Raw genomic sequence first — 24,671 nt, 5'->3', positions numbered from 1 at the left:
TACGGATATGTCCCGCAGCTGAAAAGAATAAAGCCTACAGGAGTGTTCAGTGTGAGCCGCCTGCTATTGAACTGCGACATCGGCGAGAGTTTCGGCAGCTGGACCATGGGTCTGGACGCGGAAATCATGCCCTTCATCGATTGCGCCAACATCGCCTGCGGTTTTCACGCCGGCGACCCGAGCATCATGCGCAAGACCGTCAGCCTGGCCCTCAGCCACGGTGTGCAAGTTGGCGCGCATCCGGCCTATCAGGACCTGGTGGGGTTCGGTCGCCGCTCCATGGCCTATGCCCCCCAGGAACTTCAAGACATTCTGCATTACCAGATCGGCGCCCTCGACGGCATCTGCCGGGCCCAGGGCGGTCGTGTCAGTTACGTCAAACCCCATGGCGCGATGTACAACGACATGATGGCCAACCCGGCACAACTGCGCGCGGTGCTGCAAGCGGTAGCGTCCTATGATCGCAACCTGCCGTTGATGTTGATGGCCACCCGCGACAACAGCGCCGCCCAACAACTGGGCGATGAATACGGCGTGACCCTGTGGTTCGAGGCTTTTGCCGACCGCGCTTATGACAGCGCCGGCAGGCTGGTGTCGCGACAACTGCCGGGAGCGGTGCATCACGATCCGGAAAAAATCATCGAGCAGGCGCTGACCATTGCCCGTGGCGATCCGCTCACCGCCAGCGATGGCAGCGCCCTGCATTTGCAGGCCAACACTCTTTGCGTGCACGGCGACAACGCCAGTTCGGTCGCTGCCGTGCAACGCATCCGTGAAGCCTTGAACCGGCAGAGCGCGTCATGAAGCTGCGGGTGGAAGTGGTGGCGCTGGATTGCCTGATGGTGCGCCTGTTCGATGAAATTGCCGAAACCAACATGCCGTGGATGCTGGCGGCCAGTGAAAGTCTGCGCACGGCATTCGCCGGGCATCTGATTGATCTGGTGCCGTCCTACACCACCTTGATGGTGCATTACGACTTGACCGCGCTGAGTCCCGCCCAGGCCAGGGAGTTGATTGCCCAGGCACTGATCGATCTGTCGCCCAATGCGCGTACGCGCGGTACCTGCCATGTGTTGCCGGTGTGGTACGACTTGAGCGTCGGTCCGGAATTGAGCCTGTTGTCGCAACGCAGCGGGTTGGCGGTGGAGGAGGTGATCCGTCGTCACTGCGAGCGTGAATATCAGGTGTTTGCCCTGGGCTTTGCGCCGGGCTTCGCTTTCATGGGGCTGGTGGAAGAGGTGCTCGCCGCGCCGCGTCTGAACACGCCCCGCAAGAAAGTCGCCGCCGGCAGTGTCGGCATCGCCGAACGGCAAACGGCGGCCTACCCGGTGGTGTCGCCGGGGGGCTGGAACCTGATCGGCCGCACGCCGGCTAAATTGTTCGATCGCAACCGTGACGGCTACAGCCTGATGCAACCCGGTGACACCGTACGGTTTGAAGCAATCGGCCATGCCGAATTCATTAACCTGGGCGGTGACGATACGCCACTGGAGGCCCAGGCATGAGCCGTCTGACCATTGAAGCGAGTACGGCGCTGTGCCTGTTGCAGGATGCCGGTCGATTTGGCGTGCGGCATCTGGGCGTGACCCAGGGCGGAGCCGCCGATTGGCGTTCGATGTCCTGGGCCAACTGGCTGTTGGGCAACGGACTGGATGCGCCGGTAATCGAAATCACCCTTGGCGGATTCACCATCGTGGCCGAGGAAGATTGCGTGCTGGCCTTGGCCGGAGCGGATCTTGGCGCGCAGGTGGACGGCGAAGCGCTGGCGCCATGGCGCAGTTTCAGGTTGCACAAAGGTCAGCGTTTGCAATTCACCCGGCCGCTACTCGGCGCCCGGGCCTATCTGGCGGCGCCGGGTGGGTTTGATGCACCGAAAGTGCTGGGCAGCAGCGCGACGGTGGTCCGTGAAGAACTGGGTGGCCTGGACGGAATGGGCCATGCGCTGGGTAAAGGCGCGTCCTTGAGCTACTCGGGGAACTCGCTGGTATTGCTGCGGGAGTTGCCAAGCCAATGCGTGCCGGATTTCACCGGCGAGCCATTGCTGGATCTGGTGCTTGGTGCGCAGATTGGCGAGTTCAGCGGGCAGAGTCTGTTCGATGCGTTCAACAGCGTGTGGAGTCTTGACAGCCGAGCCGACCGGATGGGCATTCGCCTGTTGGGCACGGCGCTGCAGTACCAGGGCAAACCGATGATTTCCGAAGGTATTCCGTTGGGGGCGGTGCAAGTGCCGCCTGACGGGCAGCCGATTGTGTTGCTCAATGATCGACAGACCATCGGTGGTTATCCGCGATTGGGGGCGTTGACACCGTTGGCACTGGCGCGGCTTGCGCAGTGCCTGCCGGGGGCGCGGGTGCGGTTGCGGCCGGTGGTGCAGGATGTGGCGCATCGAGAACAGGTCGAGTATTTGCGGCGCTTTTTGAAAGGCTAAAAGCTTCGCGAGCAAGCCCGCTCCCACATTGGATCTTTGTCGTACACAAAACCAATGTGGGAGCGGGCTTGCTCGCGAAGAGGCCTTCACAGGCGACGAATTTCTACTTGGACAGAAACCGCATCCCTTCCTCCAACCCGCGAAGGGTCAGCGGATACATCTGGTCCTCAATCAAGTCCCGCACGATGTTGGTCGAAGAGGTATAGCCCCACGTGTCCTTCGGATACGGGTTGATCCAGATGAGTTTCTTGTACTTCTCCTTGAACCGCTGCATCCACACGTAACCGGCTTCTTCGTTCCAGTGCTCGACGCTGCCGCCCGCCTGGGTGATTTCATAGGGCGCCATGGCGGCGTCACCGATGAAGATCACTTTGTAGTCGGCGCCGTACTTGTGCAGCAGATCCATGGTCGAAGTACGCTCGGAGGTGCGGCGCATGTTGTTCTTCCACACGGATTCATAAATGAAGTTGTGGAAGTAGAAGTATTCCAGATGCTTGAACTCGGTCTTGCAGGCCGAGAACAGCTCCTCGCAAATCTTCACATGGGCGTCCATCGAGCCGCCGATGTCGAACAGCAACAACAGCTTGACGGTGTTACGCCGCTCCGGCCGCATCTGGATGTTCAGCAGGCCGGCATCCTTGGCGGTATGGTCGATGGTGCCGTCGATGTCCAGTTCTTCGGCCGCGCCCTGTCGGGCAAACTTGCGCAAGCGCCGCAGGGCGACCTTGATGTTGCGGGTGCCCAGTTCGACCGAATCGTCAAGGTTCTTGTATTCGCGCTGGTCCCAGACCTTGACCGCCTTGCCCTGGCGCTTGCCGGCATCGCCGACCCGAATGCCTTCCGGGTTGAAACCGCCGGAACCGAACGGGCTGGTGCCACCGGTGCCGATCCACTTGTTGCCACCGGCGTGGCGTTCCTTCTGTTCTTCCAGACGTTTCTTGAACTCTTCGATCAGCTTGTCCAGGCCACCCAGGGACTGGATCGCCGCCCGCTCTTCGTCGGTCAGCGAACGCTCGAATTCCTTGCGCAGCCAGTCTTCGGGAATCAAGGCCTGCAAATGGTCGTCGAGTTTTTCAAGGCCATTGAAGTAGGCGCCGAAGGCCCGGTCGAACTTGTCGAAATGCTTTTCGTCCTTCACCAGGATCGCCCGGGACAGGTAATAGAACTCGTCCATGTCGGCGAAGGTCACGCGCTGTTTCAGCGCGTTGATCAGGTCCAGCAGCTCACGCACCGAGACCGGCACCTTGGCTGCACGCATTTCATTGAACAGGTTGAGCAACATGGCATTGACCCTTATCGGCTGCCGCGACGGCTCATGAACGCCAGACGCTCCAGCAGTTGCACGTCCTGTTCGTTCTTGACCAGCGCACCGGCCAGCGGCGGGATGGCCTTGGTCGGATCACGCTCGCGCAGTACCGCTTCGCCGATGTTGTCGGCCATCAACAGCTTCAGCCAGTCCACCAGCTCGGAGGTCGAAGGCTTCTTCTTCAGGCCCGGCACCTTGCGTACGTCGAAGAACACGTCCAGCGCTTCGCTGACCAGGTCTTTCTTGATGTCCGGGTAGTGCACGTCGACGATCCGCTGCATCGTCACGCGATCCGGGAAAGCGATGTAGTGGAAGAAGCAGCGGCGCAGGAACGCATCCGGCAGCTCTTTTTCGTTGTTGGAGGTAATGATGATAATCGGGCGTTTCTTCGCCTTGATGGTCTCGTCGATCTCGTAAACGTAGAACTCCATCTTGTCGAGTTCTTGCAGCAAGTCGTTCGGGAATTCGATGTCGGCCTTGTCGATTTCGTCGATCAGCAGGATGACCCGTTCTTCGGATTCGAAGGCTTCCCAGAGCTTGCCCTTTTTCAGGTAGTTGCGAACGTCGTGGACCTTTTCCGTGCCGAGCTGCGAATCGCGCAGGCGGCTGACCGCGTCGTACTCGTACAGGCCCTGGTGGGCCTTGGTGGTGGATTTGATGTGCCAGGTGATCAGCTTGGCGCCAAAGGATTCGGCCAGTTGCTCGGCGAGCATGGTCTTGCCGGTGCCCGGTTCGCCCTTGACCAGCAACGGCCGCTCCAGGGTGATGGCGGCGTTGACCGCCAGCTTCAGGTCATCGGTGGCGACGTAGGCCTGGGTGCCTTCGAACTTCATCTGCTAATCCTCGAACGGTAACGCCGACCTGTACGAGGCAGGGCGGGGGGCAATAAAAGAGTCAGCCCCGACTATAACGCGGTGTCCGGTCGACTGTGAACGCAGACGGCTTATTCAGTCTCTGAATGGGGCGTCACTTGGTGACTCAGCCTGCATCCGGCTTTGGCCGTTCATACCGCGCATTGAATGCCTGGATGAAACCATTGCGTAAAATCTGTAAAAAAGCCTGGAATGCGCTGACATCTTGCTGATGCACATTACCCTTGAGCTCGACCCGTGTCGCAAACTGGTTTTTGCCCTGGTTTTTCAAGACGGTCTCGGTACCGCCGACGAGGGCTTCCCAAATCGAGCGGAATAGCCCCTTGTCCTCGCTTTGCACATCCTGCTGCCAGTTGAACACATCGACATCGCGCAGCAGCGGCTTGATGTAGCCGGTCAGTCGCCCCTTGTTGGCTGTGGCTTCGATCACCACGTCGCCATGGCCGGCATTGAAGTCGAACTTGCCGTAGGCCGCGGCGAAGTCGTTCAAGCGCTTGAGCTCGATATCCGTGGTGCGCAAGCGAAACTCGAAGTCTTCGAAGTCGCTCAAGGGATCGAATGTGGCTGTGGTTTCCAGTGGTGCGTGCCCCAGCAGCAGGGCTTTGCCTTCGAAGCGCGCATCACGCTTGCCTTTGGTGTCGACCACGTTGGTCAGGTTGTAGATGTTGGCATCCACTTTTGTGGCATTCATGTTCACGGGTGGCTTGGAGTTGAAGTTGCGAAAACTGATCTTGCCGTCGTTGATCCGCACTTCGTTCAGGGTAATGGGCAGCAGCTTGCCTAATTGTGCTCGCCAGTCGGTACCCTCGCCGGTCTGGGAGTTTTGCTTGTTGGCGCCATCGACGAAGTTGACCTCGGGTTTGTCGAACTGCGCCTCGGCCACCACTGCGTGGTCATACCAGAGCGAGTGCCAGCTGACGGAGAGGTCAATCAATGGCGCATTGACGAACGGCACGGGGACCTTGCCATTGACCTTGACGATTTTCAGTCCGTTGATTTTGTAGGCGCCGCGCCACAGGGCCAGGTCCACGTCGGTAATCTGGCCGCGGTAGTCACCCATGTTCGCCAATCTCTCGTTGAGGTAATCGCGCACGATGTAGGGCAGGGCAATGTGCAAGGCAACCAGCAGCAGAACGAGGCCGGCGAGGGTCCACAGGGGCCAGCTGTATCGACGTTTCATGGTGGCAAATCTCTGGCTGTCTAAAGCCATTGACTGCACTGATAGGCGGACGTTCGACCCGACTGGACGCCTGCGGGCAAGAGGCTTACCTTGATGCCCTATTTCAATGCTGTCGTTAAGGACCCAGCCATGAGCCGCATTTTCGCTGACAACGCCCACTCCATCGGTAATACGCCGCTGGTGCAGATCAATCGCATTGCGCCGCGTGGTGTGACCATCCTGGCCAAGATCGAAGGGCGCAACCCCGGTTACTCGGTCAAGTGCCGGATCGGTGCGAACATGATCTGGGATGCCGAGGGCAGCGGCAAACTCAAGCCGGGCATGATCATCGTAGAACCCACCTCCGGCAATACCGGCATCGGCCTGGCCTTCGTGGCCGCCGCCCGTGGCTACAAGCTGATGCTGACCATGCCGGCGTCCATGAGTATCGAACGCCGCAAGGTACTCAAGGCACTGGGCGCCGAACTGGTGTTGACCGAGCCGGCCAAAGGCATGAAAGGCGCCATCGAGAAAGCCGGTGAAATCGTTGCCGGCGACCCGTCGAAGTACTTCATGCCGGCGCAATTCGATAACCCGGCCAACCCGGCCATCCACGAAAAAACCACCGGCCCGGAGATCTGGAACGATACGGACGGCGCGGTCGACGTGCTGGTGGCAGGCGTCGGAACCGGTGGAACCATCACCGGGGTTTCACGGTATATCAAGAATACCCAGGGCAAACCGATACTCTCGGTGGCAGTGGAACCAGTGGTGTCGCCGGTGATCACCCAGGCCCTGGCCGGTGAAGAAATCAAGCCGAGCCCGCACAAGATCCAGGGCATCGGTGCCGGTTTTGTGCCGAAGAACCTCGATTTGTCGATCGTCGATCGGGTGGAACTGGTCAGTGACGAAGAGTCCAAGGCCATGGCCTTGCGCTTGATGCAGGAAGAGGGAATCTTGTGCGGGATTTCCAGCGGCGCCGCCATGGCGGTGGCCGTAAGACTGGCGGAGACCCCGGAAATGCAGGGCAAGACCATTGTCGTGATCTTGCCGGATTCCGGTGAGCGTTACCTGTCGAGCATGCTGTTCAGTGATCTGTTTACCGAACAGGAAAATCGGCAGTAAGTGCCAGGCATTGGCGGATCGTGGCTGGCGCTGACGGTTGAGGCGTTATCGCTGGTTGCGATCCATTGATCTGTTCCGGTTGATGATGGATTGCATCAGCCAGCGTTCAGGCACCTTATGTTAATAAAGTTTGTTGCACATTCATTAATATTGAATGTTGAAAAGTGCAGGTTTTCATCGGGTTGGTAGTGTTTATCATACTGATAGCTACGTCGGGCAATGGACGTGGTGCGGTGCCGTTTATCTTCAAAGGAGTTGTCGATGATCCCGTCGTTTGCCGCGAAAGCCTCGTTGTTGTTGCTGTTTCTCGGTAGCACCCTCTATGTGCATTTGCGCGGCAAGGCGCGCCTGCCGGTTTTGCGCCAGTTCGTTAACCATTCGGCACTGTTCGCCCCCTATAACGCCCTGATGTACCTGTTTTCCGGCATACCTTCGAAACCGTATCTGGATCGCAGCAAGTTCCCGGAACTTGATGTGCTCAAGGACAACTGGGAGGTGATTCGCGACGAAGCGATGCACTTGTTCGACGAGGGGTATATTCGCGCGGCGGCAAAGAACAACGACGCCGGCTTTGGCTCGTTCTTCAAGAAGGGCTGGAAGCGTTTCTATCTCAAGTGGTACGACAAACCGCTGACTTCCGCCGAAGCCTTGTGCCCGAAAACCGTGCAACTGGTCAACAGCATCCCCAGCGTCAAAGGCGCCATGTTCGCGCTACTGCCGGGCGGCAGCCACCTCAATCCGCATCGCGATCCGTTTGCCGGTTCCCTGCGTTATCACTTGGGCCTGTCCACTCCCAATTCCGATGGTTGCCGCATCTTTGTCGACGGTCAGGTTTACGCCTGGCGCGATGGTGAAGACGTGATGTTCGACGAGACCTACGTGCACTGGGTCAAGAATGAAACGCAAAAGACCCGTGTCATACTGTTCTGCGATATCGAACGTCCGCTGAGCAATCGCTTCATGACCCGCATCAATCGCAGTATCAGCGCCTGGCTAGGTCGTGCGACGGCACCGCAGAACCTTGATGACGAGCGAGTAGGGGGCATCAACCGGGTCTATGCCTGGAGCAAGAACTCCAGCGATAAATTCAGTGGTGTGGTCAAGCAATGGAAGCGGCGCAATCCCAAGGCCTACCGTGTACTGCGTCCGGTACTGGCGGTGCTGGTGCTGATGTTGCTGGGGTATTGGTTGTTTGGCTAACGCCGGATACAGAATAAAAGAACCGTTCGTTGTGAGCGGTTTTTTACAGGTTTTCGCGCAATCCCTGAATACCCCTCCAACCGCACAATGCAGACTCTGTACCGACTGTCGTAGCTGACCTTTTGGTCGAGTCGTTGCAATCCATGTCGAACGCTGGTTATAGTCGGCGCACGGTGAGTTTCGGACTCACTTTTTTATCCCTCGAGTAAAGATCAGCCCAATGCCTGCATCCCTCATCAACGCGGTAGTCGATTCAGCGGTCAACGCTGGCGTCGTGCCGTGCGGGAATCAGCAGCCGGGGCAGATCAGTCATTACCCCCCTCCTGTCAGTCGCACGCCAGTGTGCGCGGTGGTCTCACCGCCAGGCGTTGGCATTTCGGGCTGATCAGCTGCTCTCTGCTGTTCCCAAGCACGTCTGAAAAAGCGCCCGCCTGAAAAAAACGACTGAATTTCAGCTTCGGCTGAGTTGGCTTTTTGCCTGACTACAGGTGGTATTCATGTTTGTCCTTTCGAAAAACTCCGCGCTCGCGGCGGCGTCCACGAGCCTGTTCGTTCTGCTGTGGAGCAGCGGGGCGATCTTCTCCAAATGGGGGCTGGCCCACGCGTCGCCCTTTGCCTTCCTGATGTTCCGTTTCGTCATCGCCCTGGGCGGCCTGGTGTTGCTGGTGCCGTTGCTCAAGCTGAAGTTGCCCAAGGGCGGCAAGCCGATGCTGTATGCGATGGTCACCGGTGTGGTGTTGTTGGGGGCCTACCAGATTTTCTATCTGCTGGCCCTGGACCTTAAAGTCACGCCCGGGGTGATGGCGACCATCATGGGCGTGCAGCCGATCCTCACCGTGGTGCTGATGGAACGCCAGCGTTCCTGGAGCCGCATGTTCGGTCTGGCCCTGGGCCTGAGCGGATTGATCATGGTGGTCTATCAGGGCATCGGGCTGGCCGGGGTGTCGCTGGCCGGGATGCTTTTCGGTCTGCTGGCGTTGGCGAGCATGACCTTCGGTTCGATCATGCAGAAACGCATCACCGACAATCCCCTCGGCACACTGCCGGTGCAGTATCTGGCCGGACTGCTGTTGTGCGGGATTTTCGTACCCTTCCAGCCGTTTCACTTCGAGCACAGCAGCGGTTTCATCCTGCCGGTGTTGTGGATGGGGCTGGTGGTGTCGGTGCTGGCGACGCTATTGCTCTATCGCTTGATCGCCAGGGGCAATCTGGTGAATGTCACCAGCCTGTTTTACCTGGTACCGGCGGTCACGGCGGTGATGGACTATCTGATCTTCGGCAATCGCCTGGCGATGTTGAGCCTGTTCGGCATGCTGCTGATCATCGTCGGTCTGGTGTTTGTGTTCCGTAAAGCCGCGTAATTGCGTGCAATCCCGAGAAGGCCTGGAGCAATGCTTCGGGCCTTTTTCATTTGGCCAGTGCGTGCTCGGCCCGCACCGAATTCATGAACGCCTGCATTGCCGAAGACTGAATGCGATGACGCCGGGTGATCAGTCCGAAAGGCGGCAGTCGTGCCTCGAACTTGATTGGCAGCACCGCGAGCAAATCGCGGCCAGGGTAATCCTCGACCACCGACAGCGGCGTGACGCCGAGCATGTCGGTCTGTTGAATCAACGATAGCAAGGTCATGATCGAGGTGGTTTCGACGATGCTGCTCGGGATATCGACCCGCGCGTTGTGGAACACCTGATTGATGATCGCGCGCATCGGACTGGGCTGCTGTTGCAGCACCCAGGTCATGTTCTGCAATTCGGCCCAACTCAGTTGCGTGGCCTTCGCCAATGGGTTCTGTGCGCCGCAAATCACGCACAGAGCTTCCTCGCCAAGGCTGTCGAACAGCAGCTCTTCGGCCCGGGCACCGGCCGGAATCCGCCCCAGCACGATATCCAGTTGATCCTGTAAAAGTGCCTGCACCAGTACGTCGCTGGTGTCGACCTGAATGCTCATCGACAAGCGCGGGTGACTTTGTTTCAAGGTGGCGATGGTGCGGGTCAGTAGCCCCGAGGCCAGCGCCGGAATGGCCCCGACCGCGACCCGGCCAAGGTTGCCGGATTCGAGGGCGACCAGTTCTTCACGCATGCCGCTGAGTTCGGCGAACACCATGCGTGCGTAGTAAATGACCGTTTCCCCGAACGGCGTAGAGCGCATGCCCCGGGGCAGACGTTCGAACAGTTCGACGCCCAACAGGTCTTCGGCCTCATGGAGCATTTTGGTCGCGGCAGGCTGGGTCATGCCGATGTGATCGGCGGCGCGGCGCAGCGAGCCGAACTCCTGCAATGCCAACATCAGCCGCAGTTGGCGCAGGCGCAGTCGACTGTGGATCACATTGGCATCAGGAATTCGGGTCATTGGCCGTGCTCGAAAGAAGGACTGCGGCAAGCCTGACAACAAATGCCAGGCGTTGCCAGCATTGCTGTGTCACAGCACCGATTTTGCCTTGGCAACGTGGGATTTGCGCAGGCCCATCAGGCTTTGTAGCGCTTTGGAAATCAACGGCCAGAACAGCATCAGCAGCGCTGCCGTGGTCAGGCTGCCGACCAACGGGTTGGACCAAAAGATCCCCAGGTGCCCGTCGGAGAACAGCATCGACTGGCGGAACGCATCTTCTGCCTTGTCCCCCAGCACCGCCGCCAGCACCAGCGGCGCAATCGGGTAGCCGAGTTTCTTGAACAGATAACCCAGCGCACCGAAGCCGAGCATCAGCACCACGTCGAAGAACGAGTTGTGCACCGAGTAGGCACCGATGGCGCAGACCATGATGATGATCGGCGCGATGATCGAGAACGGAATGCGCAGGATCGAAGCGAACAACGGCACGGTGGTCAGCACCACGATCAGGCTCACTACGTTGCCCAGGTACATGCTGGCGATCAGGCCCCAGACAAAATCGTGTTGCTCGACGAACAGCGTCGGCCCCGGATGCAAGCCCCAGATCATCAAGCCACCGAGCATCACCGCGGCCGTAGCGGAACCGGGAATGCCCAGTGTCAGCATCGGCAGCAGGGCACTGGTGCCGGCGGCGTGGTCGGCGGTTTCCGGGGCGATCACCCCTTCGATTTCGCCCTTGCCGAAGTTTTCGCGGTTCTTCGAGAAACGCCGGGCCAGGCTGTAGCTCATGAATGACGCGGCGGTCGGTCCGCCCGGGGTGATGCCCATCCAGCAACCGACCAGAGTGCTGCGCACAATCGTCCACCAGTAGCGCGGCAATTTCGCCCAGGTGCGCAAAATCACCATCGGCGTGATCCGCGCATGCTCACCACGGAATACCAGGCCTTCCTCGACGGTGCAGAGGATTTCACCGATGCCGAACAGACCGATCACCGCGACTTCGAAGCTGATGCCGGTCATCAGGATCGGCTGGTCGAATGTCAGGCGCAGGTTGCCGGACACGGTGTCCATGCCGACCGCCGCCATGGCGAAACCGATCATCATCGCCACCACGGTTTTCAGCGGCGGGTTCTTGCTCATGCCGATGAAGGTGCAGAACGCCAACAGGTACACCGCGAAGAACTCCGGCGAACTGAAGGACATGGCGAATTCGGCAATCCGGGTCGACACAAAAGTCAGCAGCAACACACCGCACAGCGCGCCGATCAGGGCCGAGCTGAACGCGGCGGTCAGCGCTTCGGCGGCGCGGCCTTCGCGAGCCATCGGATATCCGTCGAAGGTGGTCGCCACCGATGAGGGCTCTCCGGGGATGTTGAACAGTATCGAGGTGATCGAGCCGCCGAACAGCGCGCCCCAATACATGCACGACAACAGGATGATCGCCGACACCGGTGACATGGTGAAGGTCAGCGGCAGCAACAGCGCCACGCCATTGGGGGCACCGAGACCGGGCAACACGCCGACCAGGATGCCCAGCAGCACGCCGATCACCATCAGGCCGATATGGCCCGGCGTAAGGATCAGGTTCATGCCTTGCAGCAGGGAATCGAACTCGCTCATTTGAAATTTCTCCCGGCCAGGGCAATCCAGTCGCCCAGTGGGCCGGCATCCAGCGGCACCTTGAACCACAACGCGAAAATCAGGTAACTGGCGAGCACCGCGCCCAGAGACACGCTGCCAATCATCCATTTGCTGTACGGTTTGGCGCGCACTTTGTCACGCCACATGAACCAGGCAATGAAACACGCCGAGGACACATAGATGCCGGTGAAGGGCATGGCGCCGACGAACAGTGCAATCGGGATGAACACCGACATCACTTGTTTGAATGCACTGTAACTGACGAACGCAACGCTCAATGCTTGCCAGCGCACCACGGTCAACACGCCGTTGGCGATGCTCGCGGCGCTCAACATCAGGCCGATGTAGAAGGGGAAGTAACCCGGCTCGGGGCCGGTATCCCCCCAGCCGATGCCTTGCTCGACGCTGCCGAACATCACCACAACCCCGATCAGGGTGGTGAACAACGCCAGGCCGAGTTCGACCCAACGGGTGCCGACCCGTGCCGGTGAATCCGAAGAATGGGACATGAAACACCTCCAGCAGATGACGACCGCCCGCAGGCGAGCGGTCGTGACAACTTTAGTTTTTCAACCAACCGGCTTCTTTGAACACCGGGGTGACGCGGGCGGTGTCTTTTTCGATGTAGGCGGTCAGCGGCTCGCCTTCGAGGAAGGTTGGCACCAGTGCGTTCTGTTTGACGTAGGCCTTGAACTCCGGCGTCTCGGTGACTTTGCGCATCAGCTCGACATAGAACGCCCGTTGTTCGGCGCTGATATCGCCGGGCATGAACACGGTACGCGGGAAGCGATACTGATCGATGCCCAGGCCCTGTTCGTGGCAGGTCGGGACATCGGCCCAGGATTTGTCGCCGGCGACTTTTTCGGTGTAGGCCATGCGTTCCTTACTGAACACGCAGAGCGGCTCGACCTGATCGCCACGCCATTGGCTGATGCTTTCACTGGGGTTGTTGACGTTGGCGGCGATGTGTTTTCCGGCCAATTGGGTCGCGGCCTCGCTGCCGCTCTTGAACGGGATGTACACCAGTTTGCTGTTGTTGGTCTGGTTCAGCAGGAGGGTCAGGGTCTGGTCGACGTCCTTGGACTGGCTGCCTCCCATGCGCAGATTCGACGGGTCAGCCTTGACCGCTTCGTAGAAGCTTTTCGCATCCTTCCACGGCGCGCCCTTATAGCTCCAGAGAATGAAGTCATCCTCGGCCACGGCGGCAATCGGGGTCAGCTCCTGCCACTGGTAACCGAGCTTGGACACCAGAGGCAACAGGTAGATGTTGTTGGTGCCGATCACCAGTTTCTCGGCATCGCCCTTGTTCATTTTCATGTCGAGGAAGGCTTCGGCACCGTTGCCGCCGCCCTTGTTCAGGACGATGGTGTTCACCTCGAGCAGCTTGTGGGTGGTGATGATCGACTGGATCAGGCGACCGAGCTGGTCAGTGCCACCACCGGGGCCACCGGCGACGACGATTTCGACGTTCTTGTCCGGTTGCCAGGCGTTAGCGAAAGCGGGAAGGGCGCTGGCGGTGATCAGGGTGCAGCCGAGAAACAGACGGGAGGTGCGACGGACGAATGCATTTCGCATGATGGAAGAGCCTCGTTTTTATGTTCTTGTAATTGTTATGAGCGACTTGACTGTGCCGTGAAGCCGCAAGCCTGGGCTGAGTGTGTGAAGGTGCGGGCACGGCGTCTAGTCAAAACAATACATACACCGATAGCCTGGGGTTATAGCTCGGCAAACGAAGAGGCACTTCTCTAGGAACGAGCCTACTCGCGATGTACTCAAGGGCGCTGCGTTAACTCAGGAAACAAGCGTTTTTGTTGAAGTCCATCGCGAGCTGGCTCGCTCCTACAGTGAAGGGCGTGCATGGTTGAAAGGGCATTGAAAGCAGGGCATGACATAACTCGAGGCTATCGCCTGATTTCAAGTTTTGATTAGACGGTTATCACCGAGCCTTCGATAGTGCTCACAAACGTCGCCAGGAAGCGGCGCTGCTGTCTCCACAAAAATAATAAAAGAGGTACGCACCATGGCTCGTTCCAGTGCATCCCTGAATCTGGCCGGTGCAGATATCCAGCCCCAGGCCGCAGTACCCGCGCAGAGCTCCACCGCCAAGGCCAGCAACGTGCGTTGGCGGATCTTCGCGATCATTTTCGCGCTGACCATGGTCAACCTGATCGACCGGGTGTCGCTGTCCATCGCGATGCCGACCATCGCCCATGAATTCTCCCTGTCACCGAGCCTGCAAGGGCTGATCCTCAGCAGCTTCTTCTGGGCCTATGCGTTGTTGCAGATTCCGGGCGGCTGGTTGATTGATCGATTTGGTCCGCACCGGGTCATCAGCTGGTCCACCGGGTTGTGGGGCACGTTTCAGGTGCTGGCGGCGTTCGCCACCGGCGGCTTGTCGTTGTTGTTTGCCCGGGTTGGGCTGGGGGCCGCCGAAGCACCGCTGTTCCCGTCGGGCGGTAAACTGATTTCCCTGTGGCTGGCGCCGAGCGAGCGCAGTCGCGGGGCGGTGCTGATGGACAGTGGCAGCCCGTTGGGCGTGGCCCTTGGTGGGTTGATCATTGCCTGGCTGATTGCCTCCCTGGACTCCTGGCGCCTGGCGTTTGTGATCGCCGGTATTGCGACCCTGGTGTTGGCTTGGCTGGCGCGGCGTTACCTGCGCGATGACCCGGCCAGTCATCCGCAGGTCAATGAAGATGAGTTGGAGAAGATCAACGCCGGTCGCGCCACTCCCGCTGCCGAAGCCGCGCGGGTAGCGGTCAAAGGCCTGGGCATCGCGGCCCGTTCCCTGAGCGGTTTGCTGATCGGCCGGGCCAGTTGGGCCATGGTGTATTTCGGCCTGCTGACCTGGGGCCCGAGTTACCTGGCCCAGGCCCGTGGTTTTGATATCAAGGGCATTGGTGCGGCGACCTTCGTGATCTTCGTTTGCGGTGCGCTCGGCTCGTTGACCGGTGGTTTCCTCTGCGATGGCTTGATCCGCAAAGGCGTCAGCCGCGGTGTGGCGGTCAAGAGCCTGCTGGCGTTTTCCGGCCTGGTGGCTCTGGGCGCGTTCCTGTTGCTGCCGACCTTGAGTAATTCTTTTGCGGCGGTGGCGCTGTTGGCCATGACCGCGTTTTTCCTGATGTGGGGCAGTCTCTACTGGAGCTTCCCGGCGCTATTGGCGGCACCGGCGCGGGTCGGCCTGATCGGCGGCGTGATGAACATGGCCGGCAGCACGGGCGGCATCGCGGTACCGATTCTGGTGGGGGTGATCCTGCAAGCGACCGGTGGCTTTGCTCCGGTGCTCGGGTTCTTCGCTGCGTGCTCGGCAGTCTTCGTGCTGGCGACCTTGTTCATCAGCCTGGATGAGGTGCGTCATGACTAATGCGTTATGGAACGGCCCGATCATCGACGCCCATCATCACTTCTGGGACCCGACCGTCAACGATCACCCCTGGCTCGCGCCCCAGGCCAATATCCCGTTTCGATACGGTGACTACAGCGCCATCAAACGTCGCTATTTTCCCGAGGATTACTTCGCCGATGCCGGCGAGCATCGCGTGGTGCAAACGGTGTACGTCGAGACCGAATGGAACCCCAAGGACCCGATTGGCGAAACCCGATTCATCGAACAACTGGCCGCTCGCTACGGCGTGCCCAATGCGATCGTGGCGCAAGCCTGGCTCGACCACCCGGACGCCATCGATGTCCTGGCCGAACAGGCGCGCTTCAAGCATGTGCGCAGCGTGCGGCACAAACCCGGCGGGCCGGCCACGCCGCAACAAGTCGGGCATATGCGCAGCCTGATGAGCGACGAACGCTGGCGCCGCAGTTACGCCACGCTCGAAGGGCTGAGCTTGCATTTCGACTTGCAGACACCCTGGTGGAACCTGCACGAGGCCGAGCGCCTGGCCCGGGATTTTCCCGGTATCACGCTGATTCTCAACCATACCGGATTGCCCAACGACCGCAGTGCCGAAGGCCTGGCGGGATGGCGTCTGGCGATGGCGCGACTGGCCCAGTGGCCAAATGTGCAGGTGAAGATTTCCGGTCTGGGGCAGGGCGGCCAGCGCTGGCGCGCCAAGGACAACGCCTGGATCGTGCGCGAAGTGATCGCGATGTTCGGCAGCCACCGGGCGATGTTCGCCAGCAACTTCCCCGTGGACAGCCTCTGCGGCTCGTTCGATGACATCTACAGCGGTTTCAAATCCATCGTCGCCGATCTGCCGACGGCCGATCAGGAGCGACTTTTCTACAGCAACGCGCAGCGGGTCTATCGCTGCGAACCTTGCGCCATCGACCGGGCGCAGCCTGAACCCTTGAGGAGTGAAGCATGAGCAAATCCACCATCGCGATGGTCCTTGGGGACCCGGCGGGCATCGGCCCTGAGCTGATCGCCCGCCTGCTCGGCGAGCCCGAAGTGCGCAGCCAGGCCAATGTGATCCTGATTGCCGACGAAGCGGAAATGCGTCGAGGCATGCGCATCGCCGGGATGGAGTTTCCCTATCGTCGCGTCGAGTCCCTGGAGCATCTGGCATTCGTCGATGACACGCCGTTGTTCTATGACTTTCGTGGCGACACCATCGGTGAGTTTCCTCGCAGCGAAGCCAGTGTGATCGGCGGTCGCTACAGCCTCGACACCCTGGAAAAAGCCCTGCGCCTGACCGAGGCCGGCACCACTGATGCGGTACTGTTCGGCCCGTTGAACAAAACCTCGTTGCACATGGCCGGCATGGCCCACAGTGACGAGTTGCACTGGTTCGCCGAGCTGCTGGATTTCCACGGGCCGTTCTGCGAATTCAACGTGCTCGACAATCTCTGGACTTCACGGGTGACCTCCCATGTGGCCCTGGCCGATGTGCCAGGCCTGCTCAGCCAGCAACGGGTGGTGGAAGCGATTCAATTGATCGACACGGCGCTCAAGCGCAATGGTCTGGAGAAACCACGAATCGGTGTGTGTGGCTTGAATCCGCACAACGGCGACAACGGCTCGTTCGGTCGCGAGGAGCTGGACATCATCGGCCCGGCGGTCCGCTCGGCCCAGGCGCTGGGAATCGCGGCGGACGGACCTTATCCGGCCGATACGATTTTCCTCAAGGTCCAGGGCGATGCCAGTGCCTTCGACGCAGTGGTGACGATGTACCACGATCAGGGCCAGATCGCGATCAAGCTGATGGGCTTCTCTCGTGGGGTGACGGTGCAGGGCGGGTTGCCGATCCCGATCACCACCCCGGCCCATGGCACTGCGTTCGACATCGCGGGGCAGGGCAAGGCCAACGTCGGCGCGATCCGCCAGGCGTTCGAGATTGCGTGCCGGATGGGGCACAACCGCCACTGAACCCGGATTTCCAAAACGACAAAAATCCCCTGTGGGAGCGGGCTTGCTCGCGAATGCGCTGGGTCAGACGACAACTGTGTCGACTGACCCAGCGCATTCGCGAGCAAGCCCGCTCCCACATTTGTTTTGTGTATGGCTGATAACCCGATCAGCCAACTTACTGGGTATGGCTATCACCCCAGGTTATCGCCGGATACGCATAAGTGATTATCCGCAGTCCCCGGGCGCTGGCTAAAGTCGGCCCATCGAATGTCCGAGCCCCTCCATCAAAAGGCTCTGCGCACACGACCAACAATGACAAGAAGCCGGCAGCCCAAGGAACTGTATTCATGAAAATCAAAGCGATCCGTACCCGCGTTTTCGAGTGGAAAGGCAAAGTCGTCCCGCCACAAGCGCACTTCTGCACCAACGCCAGCGACATCCTGTTCGAACGTGGCGACGCCATGGGCTCGTTCCGTTTCCACGGCTGGCTGGTGGTGGAAGTCGAGACCGACACCGGCCTCGTCGGCATCGGTAACTGCGCCCTGGCGCCGCGTGTGGCCAAGGAAATCATCGACACCTACCTGGCACCGATCGCCATCGGCGAAGACCCCTTCGACAACGAATACATCTGGCAGAAAATGTACCGCCAGAGCCACGCCTGGGGCCGCAAGGGCATCGGCATGGCGGCGATCTCGGCGATCGACATCGCCATCTGGGACATCATGGGCAAAGCGGTGAACAAGCCGGTGTTCAAACTGCTCGGCGGGCGCACCAAGGAAAAGATCTGGACCTACGCGTCCAAGCTCTACGCCAACGACAACCTCGACCTGTTCCTCGAAGAAGCCCAGGGCTATCTGAACCAGGGTTTCACCGCGCTGAAAATGCGTTTCGGCTACGGCCCGAAAGACGGTCCGGCAGGTATGCGCCGCAACATCGAACAAGTGCGCGCCCTGCGTGAGCTGGCCGGTCCCGACGTCGACATCATGCTCGAATGCTACATGGGCTGGACCCTGGAATATGCCCGGCGCATGTTGCCGAAACTGGCCGAATTCGAACCGCGCTGGCTCGAAGAACCGGTAATCGCCGACGACATCGAAGGCTACATCGAGCTGAAGAAGATGGGGATCATGCCGATCTCCGGCGGCGAGCACGAGTTCACCTCCTACGGTTTCAAGGACCTGCTGGAACGCCGCGCCGTCGACGTCATCCAGTACGACACCAACCGCGTCGGCGGCATCACCGCCGCGCGCAAGATCAACGCCATGGCCGAAGCCTGGTCGGTGCCGGTCATCCCCCATGCCGGGCAGATGCACAACTATCACCTGACCATGTCCACCACCGCCTCGCCGATGGCCGAGTTCTTCCCGGTGTTCGACGTCGAGGTCGGCAACGAACTCTTCTACTACGTATTCAAGGGTGAGCCGCAACCGGTCAACGGCTACATCCAGCTGGATGACAACAAGCCGGGCCTGGGCCTGGAAATCTCCGATGAGTACCTGAGCGATTTCAACATCATCGAATGACCTTCAAACGCCGCATTCGAGCGGCGTTCGGATGACTGATCGGAGACACAACATGCACCTGATTCAATTTGAAAACACTGACCGCGAGCGCCAGGTCGGCCTGGTCGCCGGGGCGCAGATTCTGGTGGTGCGCGATACCCGCAGCACCCGTGAACTGGCGCTGGCGGCGATTCGTGCGCAACGCAATCTGCAAGAAGAAGTCGCCTTGCGCGGCACCGAACCGGGACCGGATTACGCGACGCTGTTGCAGCAGGGCAAAGTACTGCCACCGCTGGACCACGAAGACCCCGCTCACTGCCTGATCAGCGGCACCGGTCTGACCCATCTGGGCAGTGCGTCGGCGCGGGACAAGATGCACCAGCATGATGGCGAAGTCGAAGCCGGCATGACCGACACCATGCGCATGTTCAAGTGGGGGTTGGAAGGCGGTAAACCGGCGGCAGGGCAGGTCGGTGCGCAGCCGGAGTGGTTCTACAAGGGCGACGGCAGCATCGTCGTGCGTCCCGGTGCGGATTTCCCGGTGCCGCCGTTTGCCGAGGATGCCGGTGAAGAACCTGAGCTGACCGGCCTGTATGTAATCGGCGACGACGGCCAGCCATACCGTGTCGGTTTTGCGCTGGGCAACGAGTTCTCCGACCACGTCATGGAGCGGCGCAATTATCTGTACCTCGCCCATTCGAAACTGCGCAGTTGCTCCTACGGTCCGGAGCTGCGTGTCGGTGAATTGCCCAGGCATCTGGTGGGCACCAGCTGCATCAAGCGTAACGGGCAAACGATCTGGGAAAAGGAGTTTCTCAGCGGCGAAGACAACATGTGCCACAGCCTGGCCAACCTGGAATTCCACCACTTCAAATACGCGCAGTTTCTGCGACCCGGCGATGTCCACGTGCACTACTTCGGCACCGCCACGCTGTCGTTTGCCGACGGGGTGAAAACCCAACCGGGGGATCGCTTCCAGATCAGTCTCGATGAGTTCGGTGAGCCGTTGGTCAACGGCATCGGAGAAAGCGCCCAGCCGCTTGGCATCGGTCAGGTGCGTACGCTGTAGGAGCGAGCTTGCTCGCGATGGACTCAAGAGCGCCGCACAAATCTTCGGCTAGCCAGACGATCAAGGAATCACTCATGACCACATTATCTGGACACAACTACATCGGCGGTCGCCGCAGTGCCAACGGTACGCTGCAGCTGCAAAGCCTCGACGCCACCACTGGCGAGCCGTTGCCCCAAACCTTCTTCCAGGCCAGCGAAGCCGAGGTGGATGCTGCCGCGAAAGCGGCGGCTGCGGCGTACCCGGTCTATCGCAACCTGAGTGCGGAAAAACGTGCGCGGTTCCTCGATGCCATTGCCGATGAATTCGACGGGCTTGGTGATGAGTTCGTCGCCACCGTGTGCCGCGAAACCGCGTTGCCGGCCGGGCGTATTCAAGGTGAGCGCGCACGCACCAGCGGCCAGTTACGCCTGTTCGCCAAGGTGCTGCGTCGCGGCGATTTCTATGGTGCGCGCATTGACCGGGCATTGCCGGATCGTCAGCCGTTACCGCGTCCGGATCTGCGCCAGTACCGCATCGCCATCGGACCGGTAGCGGTGTTCGGTGCCAGCAACTTCCCGCTTGCATTTTCCACTGCCGGTGGCGATACCGCCTCGGCACTGGCTGCCGGTTGCCCGGTGGTGTTCAAGGCCCACAGCGGGCACATGGCAACCGCCGAGTGGGTGGCTGACGCGATCATCCGCGCGGCGGAAAAAACCGCTATGCCGGCCGGTGTGTTCAACATGATTTATGGTGGCGGTGTCGGCGAATGGCTGGTCAAGCATCCGGCGATTCAGGCGGTGGGCTTCACCGGTTCGCTCAAGGGCGGCAATGCCCTGAGCCACATGGCGGCGACCCGGCCACAACCGATCCCGGTGTTCGCCGAGATGTCGAGCATCAACCCGGTGTTCCTGCTGCCCGAAGCCCTCAAGGTGCGCGGCGAGCAGATCGCGGCGCAATTGGCCGGTTCGGTGACCCTGGGCTGCGGGCAGTTCTGCACCAATCCGGGCTTGGTCATTGCTGTGCGCTCGCCACAGTTCAGTGCTTTTCTTGAGACATTCTGCGCCCACATGAACCAGCAACCGGCGCAAACCATGCTCAACGCCGGTGCGCTGGCCAGCTACGGCCGGGGCCTTGGTGAACTGCACGAGCATCCGGGCCTGACCCACCTGGCGGGCCGACCGCAACAGGGCAATCAGGCGCAGCCGCAGGTGTTCAAAGCCGATGTCAGCCTGTTGCTCAAGGGCGATGAGTTGCTGCAGGAGGAAGTGTTCGGGCCGACCACCATCGTCATTGAGGTCGAGGACCGGGCACAGTTGGCGGCAGCGTTGCAGGGCCTGCGCGGGCAATTGACGGCGACGCTGATTGGTGAGGCGAACGAATTACTGGAGTACCGCTGGCTGGCTGAATTGCTGCAAGAAAAGGTCGGACGGATCTTGCTCAACGGCTATCCGACCGGGGTTGAAGTCTGCGAGGCCATGGTGCATGGCGGGCCGTATCCGGCGACATCCGACTCGCGGGGCACCTCGGTGGGCACCCTGGCTATCGACCGCTTCCTGCGGCCGGTGTGCTTCCAGAATTATCCGGATGCATTGCTGCCCGAGGCGTTGCAGAACGGCAATCCGCTGGGGATTCGGCGGTTGGTGGATGGGGAGGTCAGTGATTCAGCCTTGTAATTGTCGGTGCCTGGGCTGACGCCATCGCGAGCAAGCTCGCTCCTACACTGGATCTGTTGTGAACGCATAATTTGTGAACACTCTGATCAAATGTGGGAGCGGGCTTGCCCGCGAAGGCGTCATCCGCAACGCCACAACACTACCGGCCAGCCACCAAACCCGGTTTCACCGCCGCCGGCTTCAACACTAACCACAACGCCAGCGCAATCAACATCCCGCCATAGACATGCGCCATCGACAATGGCTCATCAAGAAACAGCGCCCCCCACAGCACGCCGAACAGCGGGATCAAAAAGGTCGTAGTCATCGATTTCACCGGACCAATCGAGCTCAGGAGGCGGAAGTAAATAATGTACGCAAACGCCGTGCATCCAAGACCCAACCCCAGCAACGAGAGCCATACACTCCAGCCGCCCCAGGTCGCGGGTGGTTGGCTGATCACGCTGTAGCCGAACAGCGGGAGCAGGAACAACGTCGCGCCAAGCATGCTGCCCACTGCCGACAAACGGCTGTCGAGACCACCGGCCTGATCGAGCCAGCGGCGGGCCAGAAACCCCGCAAATCCATAGCAGGTGGTCGCGAGCAGGCAGGCGACGGCACCCATCAGCAGTTCCAAATCGAACGCCACCGGACCGGCACGGGTCAGCACGCCCACGCCGAACAGCCCCAGGAACACGCCGCCGAGTTTGGCGCCAGTGAGCCTTTCATGGAAAAACAGGCCGCCGATCAGCACGCCCATCAAGGGTGTCGTGGCATTGAAAATCGACGAGTAACCGGCTGGTAGCACCTGCGCAGCCACCGAATAGAGCGTCGCCGGAATCCCGGAGTTGATCACCCCGAGCAGCATCACGGTCTTGAGTTTGCCCTTGAAGTCCCAACTGATGCGCATCAGGCCGAGAATCACCAGCAGTCCGGCAGCGGCGATCGATACACGGAAAAAAGCGGTAGGAATGCTGCCGATCACCGGGGCGATGATGCGCATGAACAGAAAACTGGCCCCCCAAATGGCCGCCAGGGACAGTAAACGGAAAATATCGACGGGGTTCACAGAGCGGTCCTTCCTTGGGGGAGGGGCGAAAGTGTTGCTGAGTGTGTGATCGATGGCAACCGAAAACCGGGCATTTAATTCACCCGGAAAATTACGCTTCTCCTGCACCCGGTTCACTGGCTAAGCTCAAGCCTCCCGAATTCCCGCAGAGGTCTCACCATGCCGCAGCAATGGCCAGCCGCCGACATCGCCCGCTTGATCCTCGATGGCTTTGACGATTACCGCGAGCATTTTCGCCAGATCACCGACGGTGCCCGGGCCCGCTTCGAACAGGCCAAGTGGCAGGAAACGCAGACGGCGTCGGCGGCACGGATCAATCTGTATGAAGACAAGGTCGGTGAAACGGTGGAGCGACTGCGCACCGCGTTTGACGCCGACACCCTGGACGTCAGCTGCTGGCCGCTGGTCAAAAACGCCTACATCAGCCTGATCGACCTGCGCTTCGACGATGAACTGTCCGAGACCTGGTACAACTCGATCTTCTGCGGGCTGTTCAGCCATGACCTGATCAGTGACGGCTGCATGTTCATCCACACCACCCGGCCAAGCCTGCGCCGTGCCCGGGCCGCGCAAACCCGCACCTACAAGCCGCAAGGCCAATTGTCGGCGATGCTCGCCAGCATCTTCGCCGACTACCGCTTCAGCGAGGATTACGCCGACCTGGCCGGTGACCTGAAGCGCCTCGAAGCGCAGTTGCGCGAGAACCTGCCGGATTGGGTGTGCAAGGATCCGGAGCTGAGCGTCGAGCTGTTTTCCTCGGTGCTGTACCGCAATAAAGGCGCGTACCTGGTGGGGCGCATCTATACCGCCGACGAGCAATGGCCGCTGGCAATTCCATTGCTGCACCTGGAGGGGCGCGGCATCCAGATCGATGCGCTGATCACCGATGAAGCAGACGTGTCGATCATCTTCTCGTTCACCCGCTCGTATTTCATGGTGGATGTGCCGGTGCCGGCGGAGTTCATCGGCTTTCTGCGGCGGATCCTGCCGGGCAAGCACATTGCCGAGCTGTACACCTCGATCGGCTTCTACAAGCACGGCAAGTCGGAGTTCTACCGGGCACTGATCAATCACCTGGCCAATACCGACGACCAGTTCATCATGGCCCCCGGCGTGCGCGGCATGGTCATGAGCGTGTTCACCCTGCCGGGTTTCAACACCGTGTTCAAAATCATCAAGGACCGTTTCTCGCCGTCGAAAAACGTCGACCGCGCCACGGTGATCGAAAAGTACCGCCTGGTGAAAAGCGTCGACCGGGTCGGGCGCATGGCCGATACCCAGGAGTTCGCCGACTTCCGTTTCCCCCTGAGCAAGTTCGATCCGGCGTGCCTGGAGGAACTGCTGGAAGTCGCACCGTCCACAGTGTCGGTGGACGACGATACGGTGCTGATCCGCCACTGCTGGACCGAGCGCCGCATGACCCCGCTGAACCTCTACCTGGAGAATGCCAACGAGGCGCAGGTGCGCGAGGCCCTGGAAGACTATGGGCTGGCGATCAAGCAACTGGCGGCGGCCAACATCTTTCCCGGCGACATGCTGCTGAAGAACTTCGGGGTGACCCGTCACGGTCGGGTGGTGTTCTACGACTACGACGAGATCTGCTTCCTCACCGAGGCCAATTTCCGCCACATCCCGCTGCCACGTACACCCGAAGATGAAATGGCGTCCGAACCGTGGTACTCGATCGGGCCACTGGACGTGTTCCCGGAAGAGTTTCCACCGTTCCTGTTTGCCGATTCGGGGCAACGCAAGTTGTTCGATCAGTTGCATGGCGAGTTGTACAACGCCGATTACTGGAAGAGCCTTCAGGAAGCGATTCGGGCGGGGAAGGTGATTGATGTGTTTCCGTATCGGCGTAAAGGCTTGGACAACGAGTAGTTCTCACTGACGCCATCGCGAGCAAGCTCGCTCCCACATTTGACTGCAGTGTGCCCTGATTTTGTGGTCGCTATACATCCAGTGTGGGAGCGAGCTTGCTCGCGATCGGCCGCGCAGCGGTCGTAAAATCTGCGACAATCGCCACCCTGCGCCACTAGACGACT

Annotated in this window: 21 protein-coding genes; 13 read left to right on the top strand and 8 right to left on the bottom strand. The window is 60.2% G+C overall.

The genetic code is table 11. The annotated features are described in order from the left end of the window. Positions 1 to 51 precede the first annotated feature (51 nt). The 3 genes from KGA98_RS21525 to KGA98_RS21515 are packed head-to-tail and all read left to right on the top strand — an operon-like array spanning position 52 to position 2,428. Positions 52 to 804: a 5-oxoprolinase subunit PxpA gene (locus KGA98_RS21525; protein ID WP_057715992.1), complete on the top strand. Its 753-nt coding sequence runs from the start codon at positions 52 to 54 to the stop codon at positions 802 to 804. Beyond that, positions 801 to 1,505, top strand: coding sequence for a 5-oxoprolinase subunit B family protein (locus KGA98_RS21520; RefSeq protein ID WP_102671280.1), 705 nt, complete (start codon positions 801 to 803; stop codon positions 1,503 to 1,505). The genes KGA98_RS21525 and KGA98_RS21520 overlap by 4 nt, the downstream gene beginning before the upstream one ends. Beyond that, the gene (locus KGA98_RS21515) at positions 1,502 to 2,428 is read left to right on the top strand and encodes a biotin-dependent carboxyltransferase family protein (RefSeq protein WP_223503702.1); all 927 of its coding nucleotides are present in this window, start codon (positions 1,502 to 1,504) and stop codon (positions 2,426 to 2,428) included. Before KGA98_RS21520 ends, KGA98_RS21515 begins: the two co-directional genes overlap by 4 nt. Before the next feature lie 103 nt (positions 2,429 to 2,531). Here the strand turns inward: KGA98_RS21515 and KGA98_RS21510 are convergent, their stop codons facing one another. The 3 genes from KGA98_RS21510 to KGA98_RS21500 form a co-directional block, all read right to left on the bottom strand. Beyond that, on the bottom strand, positions 2,532 to 3,710 hold the full coding sequence (locus KGA98_RS21510; RefSeq protein ID WP_008055445.1) for a vWA domain-containing protein: 1,179 nt from the start codon (positions 3,708 to 3,710) through the stop codon (positions 2,532 to 2,534). A gap of 11 nt (positions 3,711 to 3,721) precedes the next feature. Continuing rightward, positions 3,722 to 4,567 carry an AAA family ATPase gene (locus KGA98_RS21505; protein WP_057715989.1) on the bottom strand — a complete coding sequence of 282 codons (846 nt, stop codon included), beginning with the start codon at positions 4,565 to 4,567 and terminating at the stop codon, positions 3,722 to 3,724. A 145-nt stretch (positions 4,568 to 4,712) separates the two neighbouring features. After that, the gene (locus tag KGA98_RS21500) at positions 4,713 to 5,786 is read right to left on the bottom strand and encodes a DUF748 domain-containing protein (RefSeq protein ID WP_223503700.1); all 1,074 of its coding nucleotides are present in this window, start codon (positions 5,784 to 5,786) and stop codon (positions 4,713 to 4,715) included. A gap of 129 nt (positions 5,787 to 5,915) precedes the next feature. Here KGA98_RS21500 and cysK point away from each other — a divergent pair, with 129 nt between their 5' ends. From cysK to KGA98_RS21485, 3 genes are all read left to right on the top strand, one after another. Continuing rightward, positions 5,916 to 6,890, top strand: a complete 975-nt coding sequence (gene cysK / locus KGA98_RS21495; RefSeq protein ID WP_223503698.1) for a cysteine synthase A — start codon at positions 5,916 to 5,918, stop codon at positions 6,888 to 6,890. 261 nt (positions 6,891 to 7,151) lie between these two features. Further along, positions 7,152 to 8,090 carry an aspartyl/asparaginyl beta-hydroxylase domain-containing protein gene (locus KGA98_RS21490; RefSeq protein WP_223503696.1) on the top strand — a complete coding sequence of 313 codons (939 nt, stop codon included), beginning with the start codon at positions 7,152 to 7,154 and terminating at the stop codon, positions 8,088 to 8,090. A gap of 497 nt (positions 8,091 to 8,587) precedes the next feature. Continuing rightward, the gene (locus KGA98_RS21485; protein WP_223503694.1) at positions 8,588 to 9,451 is read left to right on the top strand and encodes a DMT family transporter; all 864 of its coding nucleotides are present in this window, start codon (positions 8,588 to 8,590) and stop codon (positions 9,449 to 9,451) included. Positions 9,452 to 9,497: 46 nt separating this feature from the next. Here KGA98_RS21485 and KGA98_RS21480 read toward each other — a convergent pair whose 3' ends face one another. The 4 genes from KGA98_RS21480 to KGA98_RS21465 all read right to left on the bottom strand — a co-directional run bounded on the left by KGA98_RS21480 (position 9,498) and on the right by KGA98_RS21465 (position 13,634). Next, positions 9,498 to 10,439: a LysR family transcriptional regulator gene (locus KGA98_RS21480; RefSeq protein ID WP_150814869.1), complete on the bottom strand. Its 942-nt coding sequence runs from the start codon at positions 10,437 to 10,439 to the stop codon at positions 9,498 to 9,500. A gap of 69 nt (positions 10,440 to 10,508) precedes the next feature. Next, entirely contained in the window at positions 10,509 to 12,038 is a 1,530-nt protein-coding gene (locus KGA98_RS21475; RefSeq protein WP_223503692.1) for a tripartite tricarboxylate transporter permease, read from the bottom strand. Then, positions 12,035 to 12,568 carry a tripartite tricarboxylate transporter TctB family protein gene (locus KGA98_RS21470; protein WP_154910890.1) on the bottom strand — a complete coding sequence of 178 codons (534 nt, stop codon included), beginning with the start codon at positions 12,566 to 12,568 and terminating at the stop codon, positions 12,035 to 12,037. Before KGA98_RS21470 ends, KGA98_RS21475 begins: the two co-directional genes overlap by 4 nt. Positions 12,569 to 12,620: 52 nt before the next feature. Further along, positions 12,621 to 13,634 (bottom strand): Bug family tripartite tricarboxylate transporter substrate binding protein, encoded by a 1,014-nt coding sequence (locus KGA98_RS21465; protein WP_223503690.1) that lies wholly within the window; start codon positions 13,632 to 13,634, stop codon positions 12,621 to 12,623. A gap of 445 nt (positions 13,635 to 14,079) precedes the next feature. Here KGA98_RS21465 and KGA98_RS21460 point away from each other — a divergent pair, with 445 nt between their 5' ends. The 6 genes from KGA98_RS21460 (at position 14,080) to KGA98_RS21435 (ending at position 21,581) form a co-directional block, all read left to right on the top strand. Continuing rightward, entirely contained in the window at positions 14,080 to 15,420 is a 1,341-nt protein-coding gene (locus KGA98_RS21460; protein ID WP_223503688.1) for an MFS transporter, read from the top strand. Continuing rightward, on the top strand, positions 15,413 to 16,372 hold the full coding sequence (locus tag KGA98_RS21455; RefSeq protein WP_223503686.1) for an amidohydrolase family protein: 960 nt from the start codon (positions 15,413 to 15,415) through the stop codon (positions 16,370 to 16,372). The genes KGA98_RS21460 and KGA98_RS21455 overlap by 8 nt, the downstream gene beginning before the upstream one ends. Next, positions 16,369 to 17,373 (top strand): 4-hydroxythreonine-4-phosphate dehydrogenase PdxA, encoded by a 1,005-nt coding sequence (locus tag KGA98_RS21450; protein ID WP_154860792.1) that lies wholly within the window; start codon positions 16,369 to 16,371, stop codon positions 17,371 to 17,373. The genes KGA98_RS21455 and KGA98_RS21450 overlap by 4 nt, the downstream gene beginning before the upstream one ends. A 329-nt stretch (positions 17,374 to 17,702) precedes the next feature. Then, on the top strand, positions 17,703 to 18,878 hold the full coding sequence (locus KGA98_RS21445) for an L-rhamnonate dehydratase (protein WP_007972458.1): 1,176 nt from the start codon (positions 17,703 to 17,705) through the stop codon (positions 18,876 to 18,878). A 52-nt stretch (positions 18,879 to 18,930) separates the two neighbouring features. After that, positions 18,931 to 19,926 carry an AraD1 family protein gene (gene araD1 / locus KGA98_RS21440; RefSeq protein ID WP_223503684.1) on the top strand — a complete coding sequence of 332 codons (996 nt, stop codon included), beginning with the start codon at positions 18,931 to 18,933 and terminating at the stop codon, positions 19,924 to 19,926. A gap of 74 nt (positions 19,927 to 20,000) precedes the next feature. Further along, positions 20,001 to 21,581 (top strand): aldehyde dehydrogenase (NADP(+)), encoded by a 1,581-nt coding sequence (locus KGA98_RS21435; protein WP_223503682.1) that lies wholly within the window; start codon positions 20,001 to 20,003, stop codon positions 21,579 to 21,581. A gap of 139 nt (positions 21,582 to 21,720) precedes the next feature. Here KGA98_RS21435 and KGA98_RS21430 read toward each other — a convergent pair whose 3' ends face one another. Beyond that, positions 21,721 to 22,629 (bottom strand): DMT family transporter, encoded by a 909-nt coding sequence (locus KGA98_RS21430; protein ID WP_057715984.1) that lies wholly within the window; start codon positions 22,627 to 22,629, stop codon positions 21,721 to 21,723. Positions 22,630 to 22,788: 159 nt separating this feature from the next. Between KGA98_RS21430 and aceK the strand changes: the two genes are divergently transcribed. Next, positions 22,789 to 24,507, top strand: coding sequence for a bifunctional isocitrate dehydrogenase kinase/phosphatase (gene aceK / locus KGA98_RS21425; protein WP_150814860.1), 1,719 nt, complete (start codon positions 22,789 to 22,791; stop codon positions 24,505 to 24,507). The last annotated feature ends 164 nt before the right edge of the window (positions 24,508 to 24,671 follow it).

Origin of the sequence: Pseudomonas sp. BF-R-24, assembly GCF_019947335.1 — a bacterium.
GTDB lineage: Bacteria > Pseudomonadota > Gammaproteobacteria > Pseudomonadales > Pseudomonadaceae > Aquipseudomonas > Aquipseudomonas jessenii.
The sequence above is the reverse complement of the archived record's forward strand: the minus strand, read 5'-3'. Positions and strand labels throughout refer to the sequence as shown.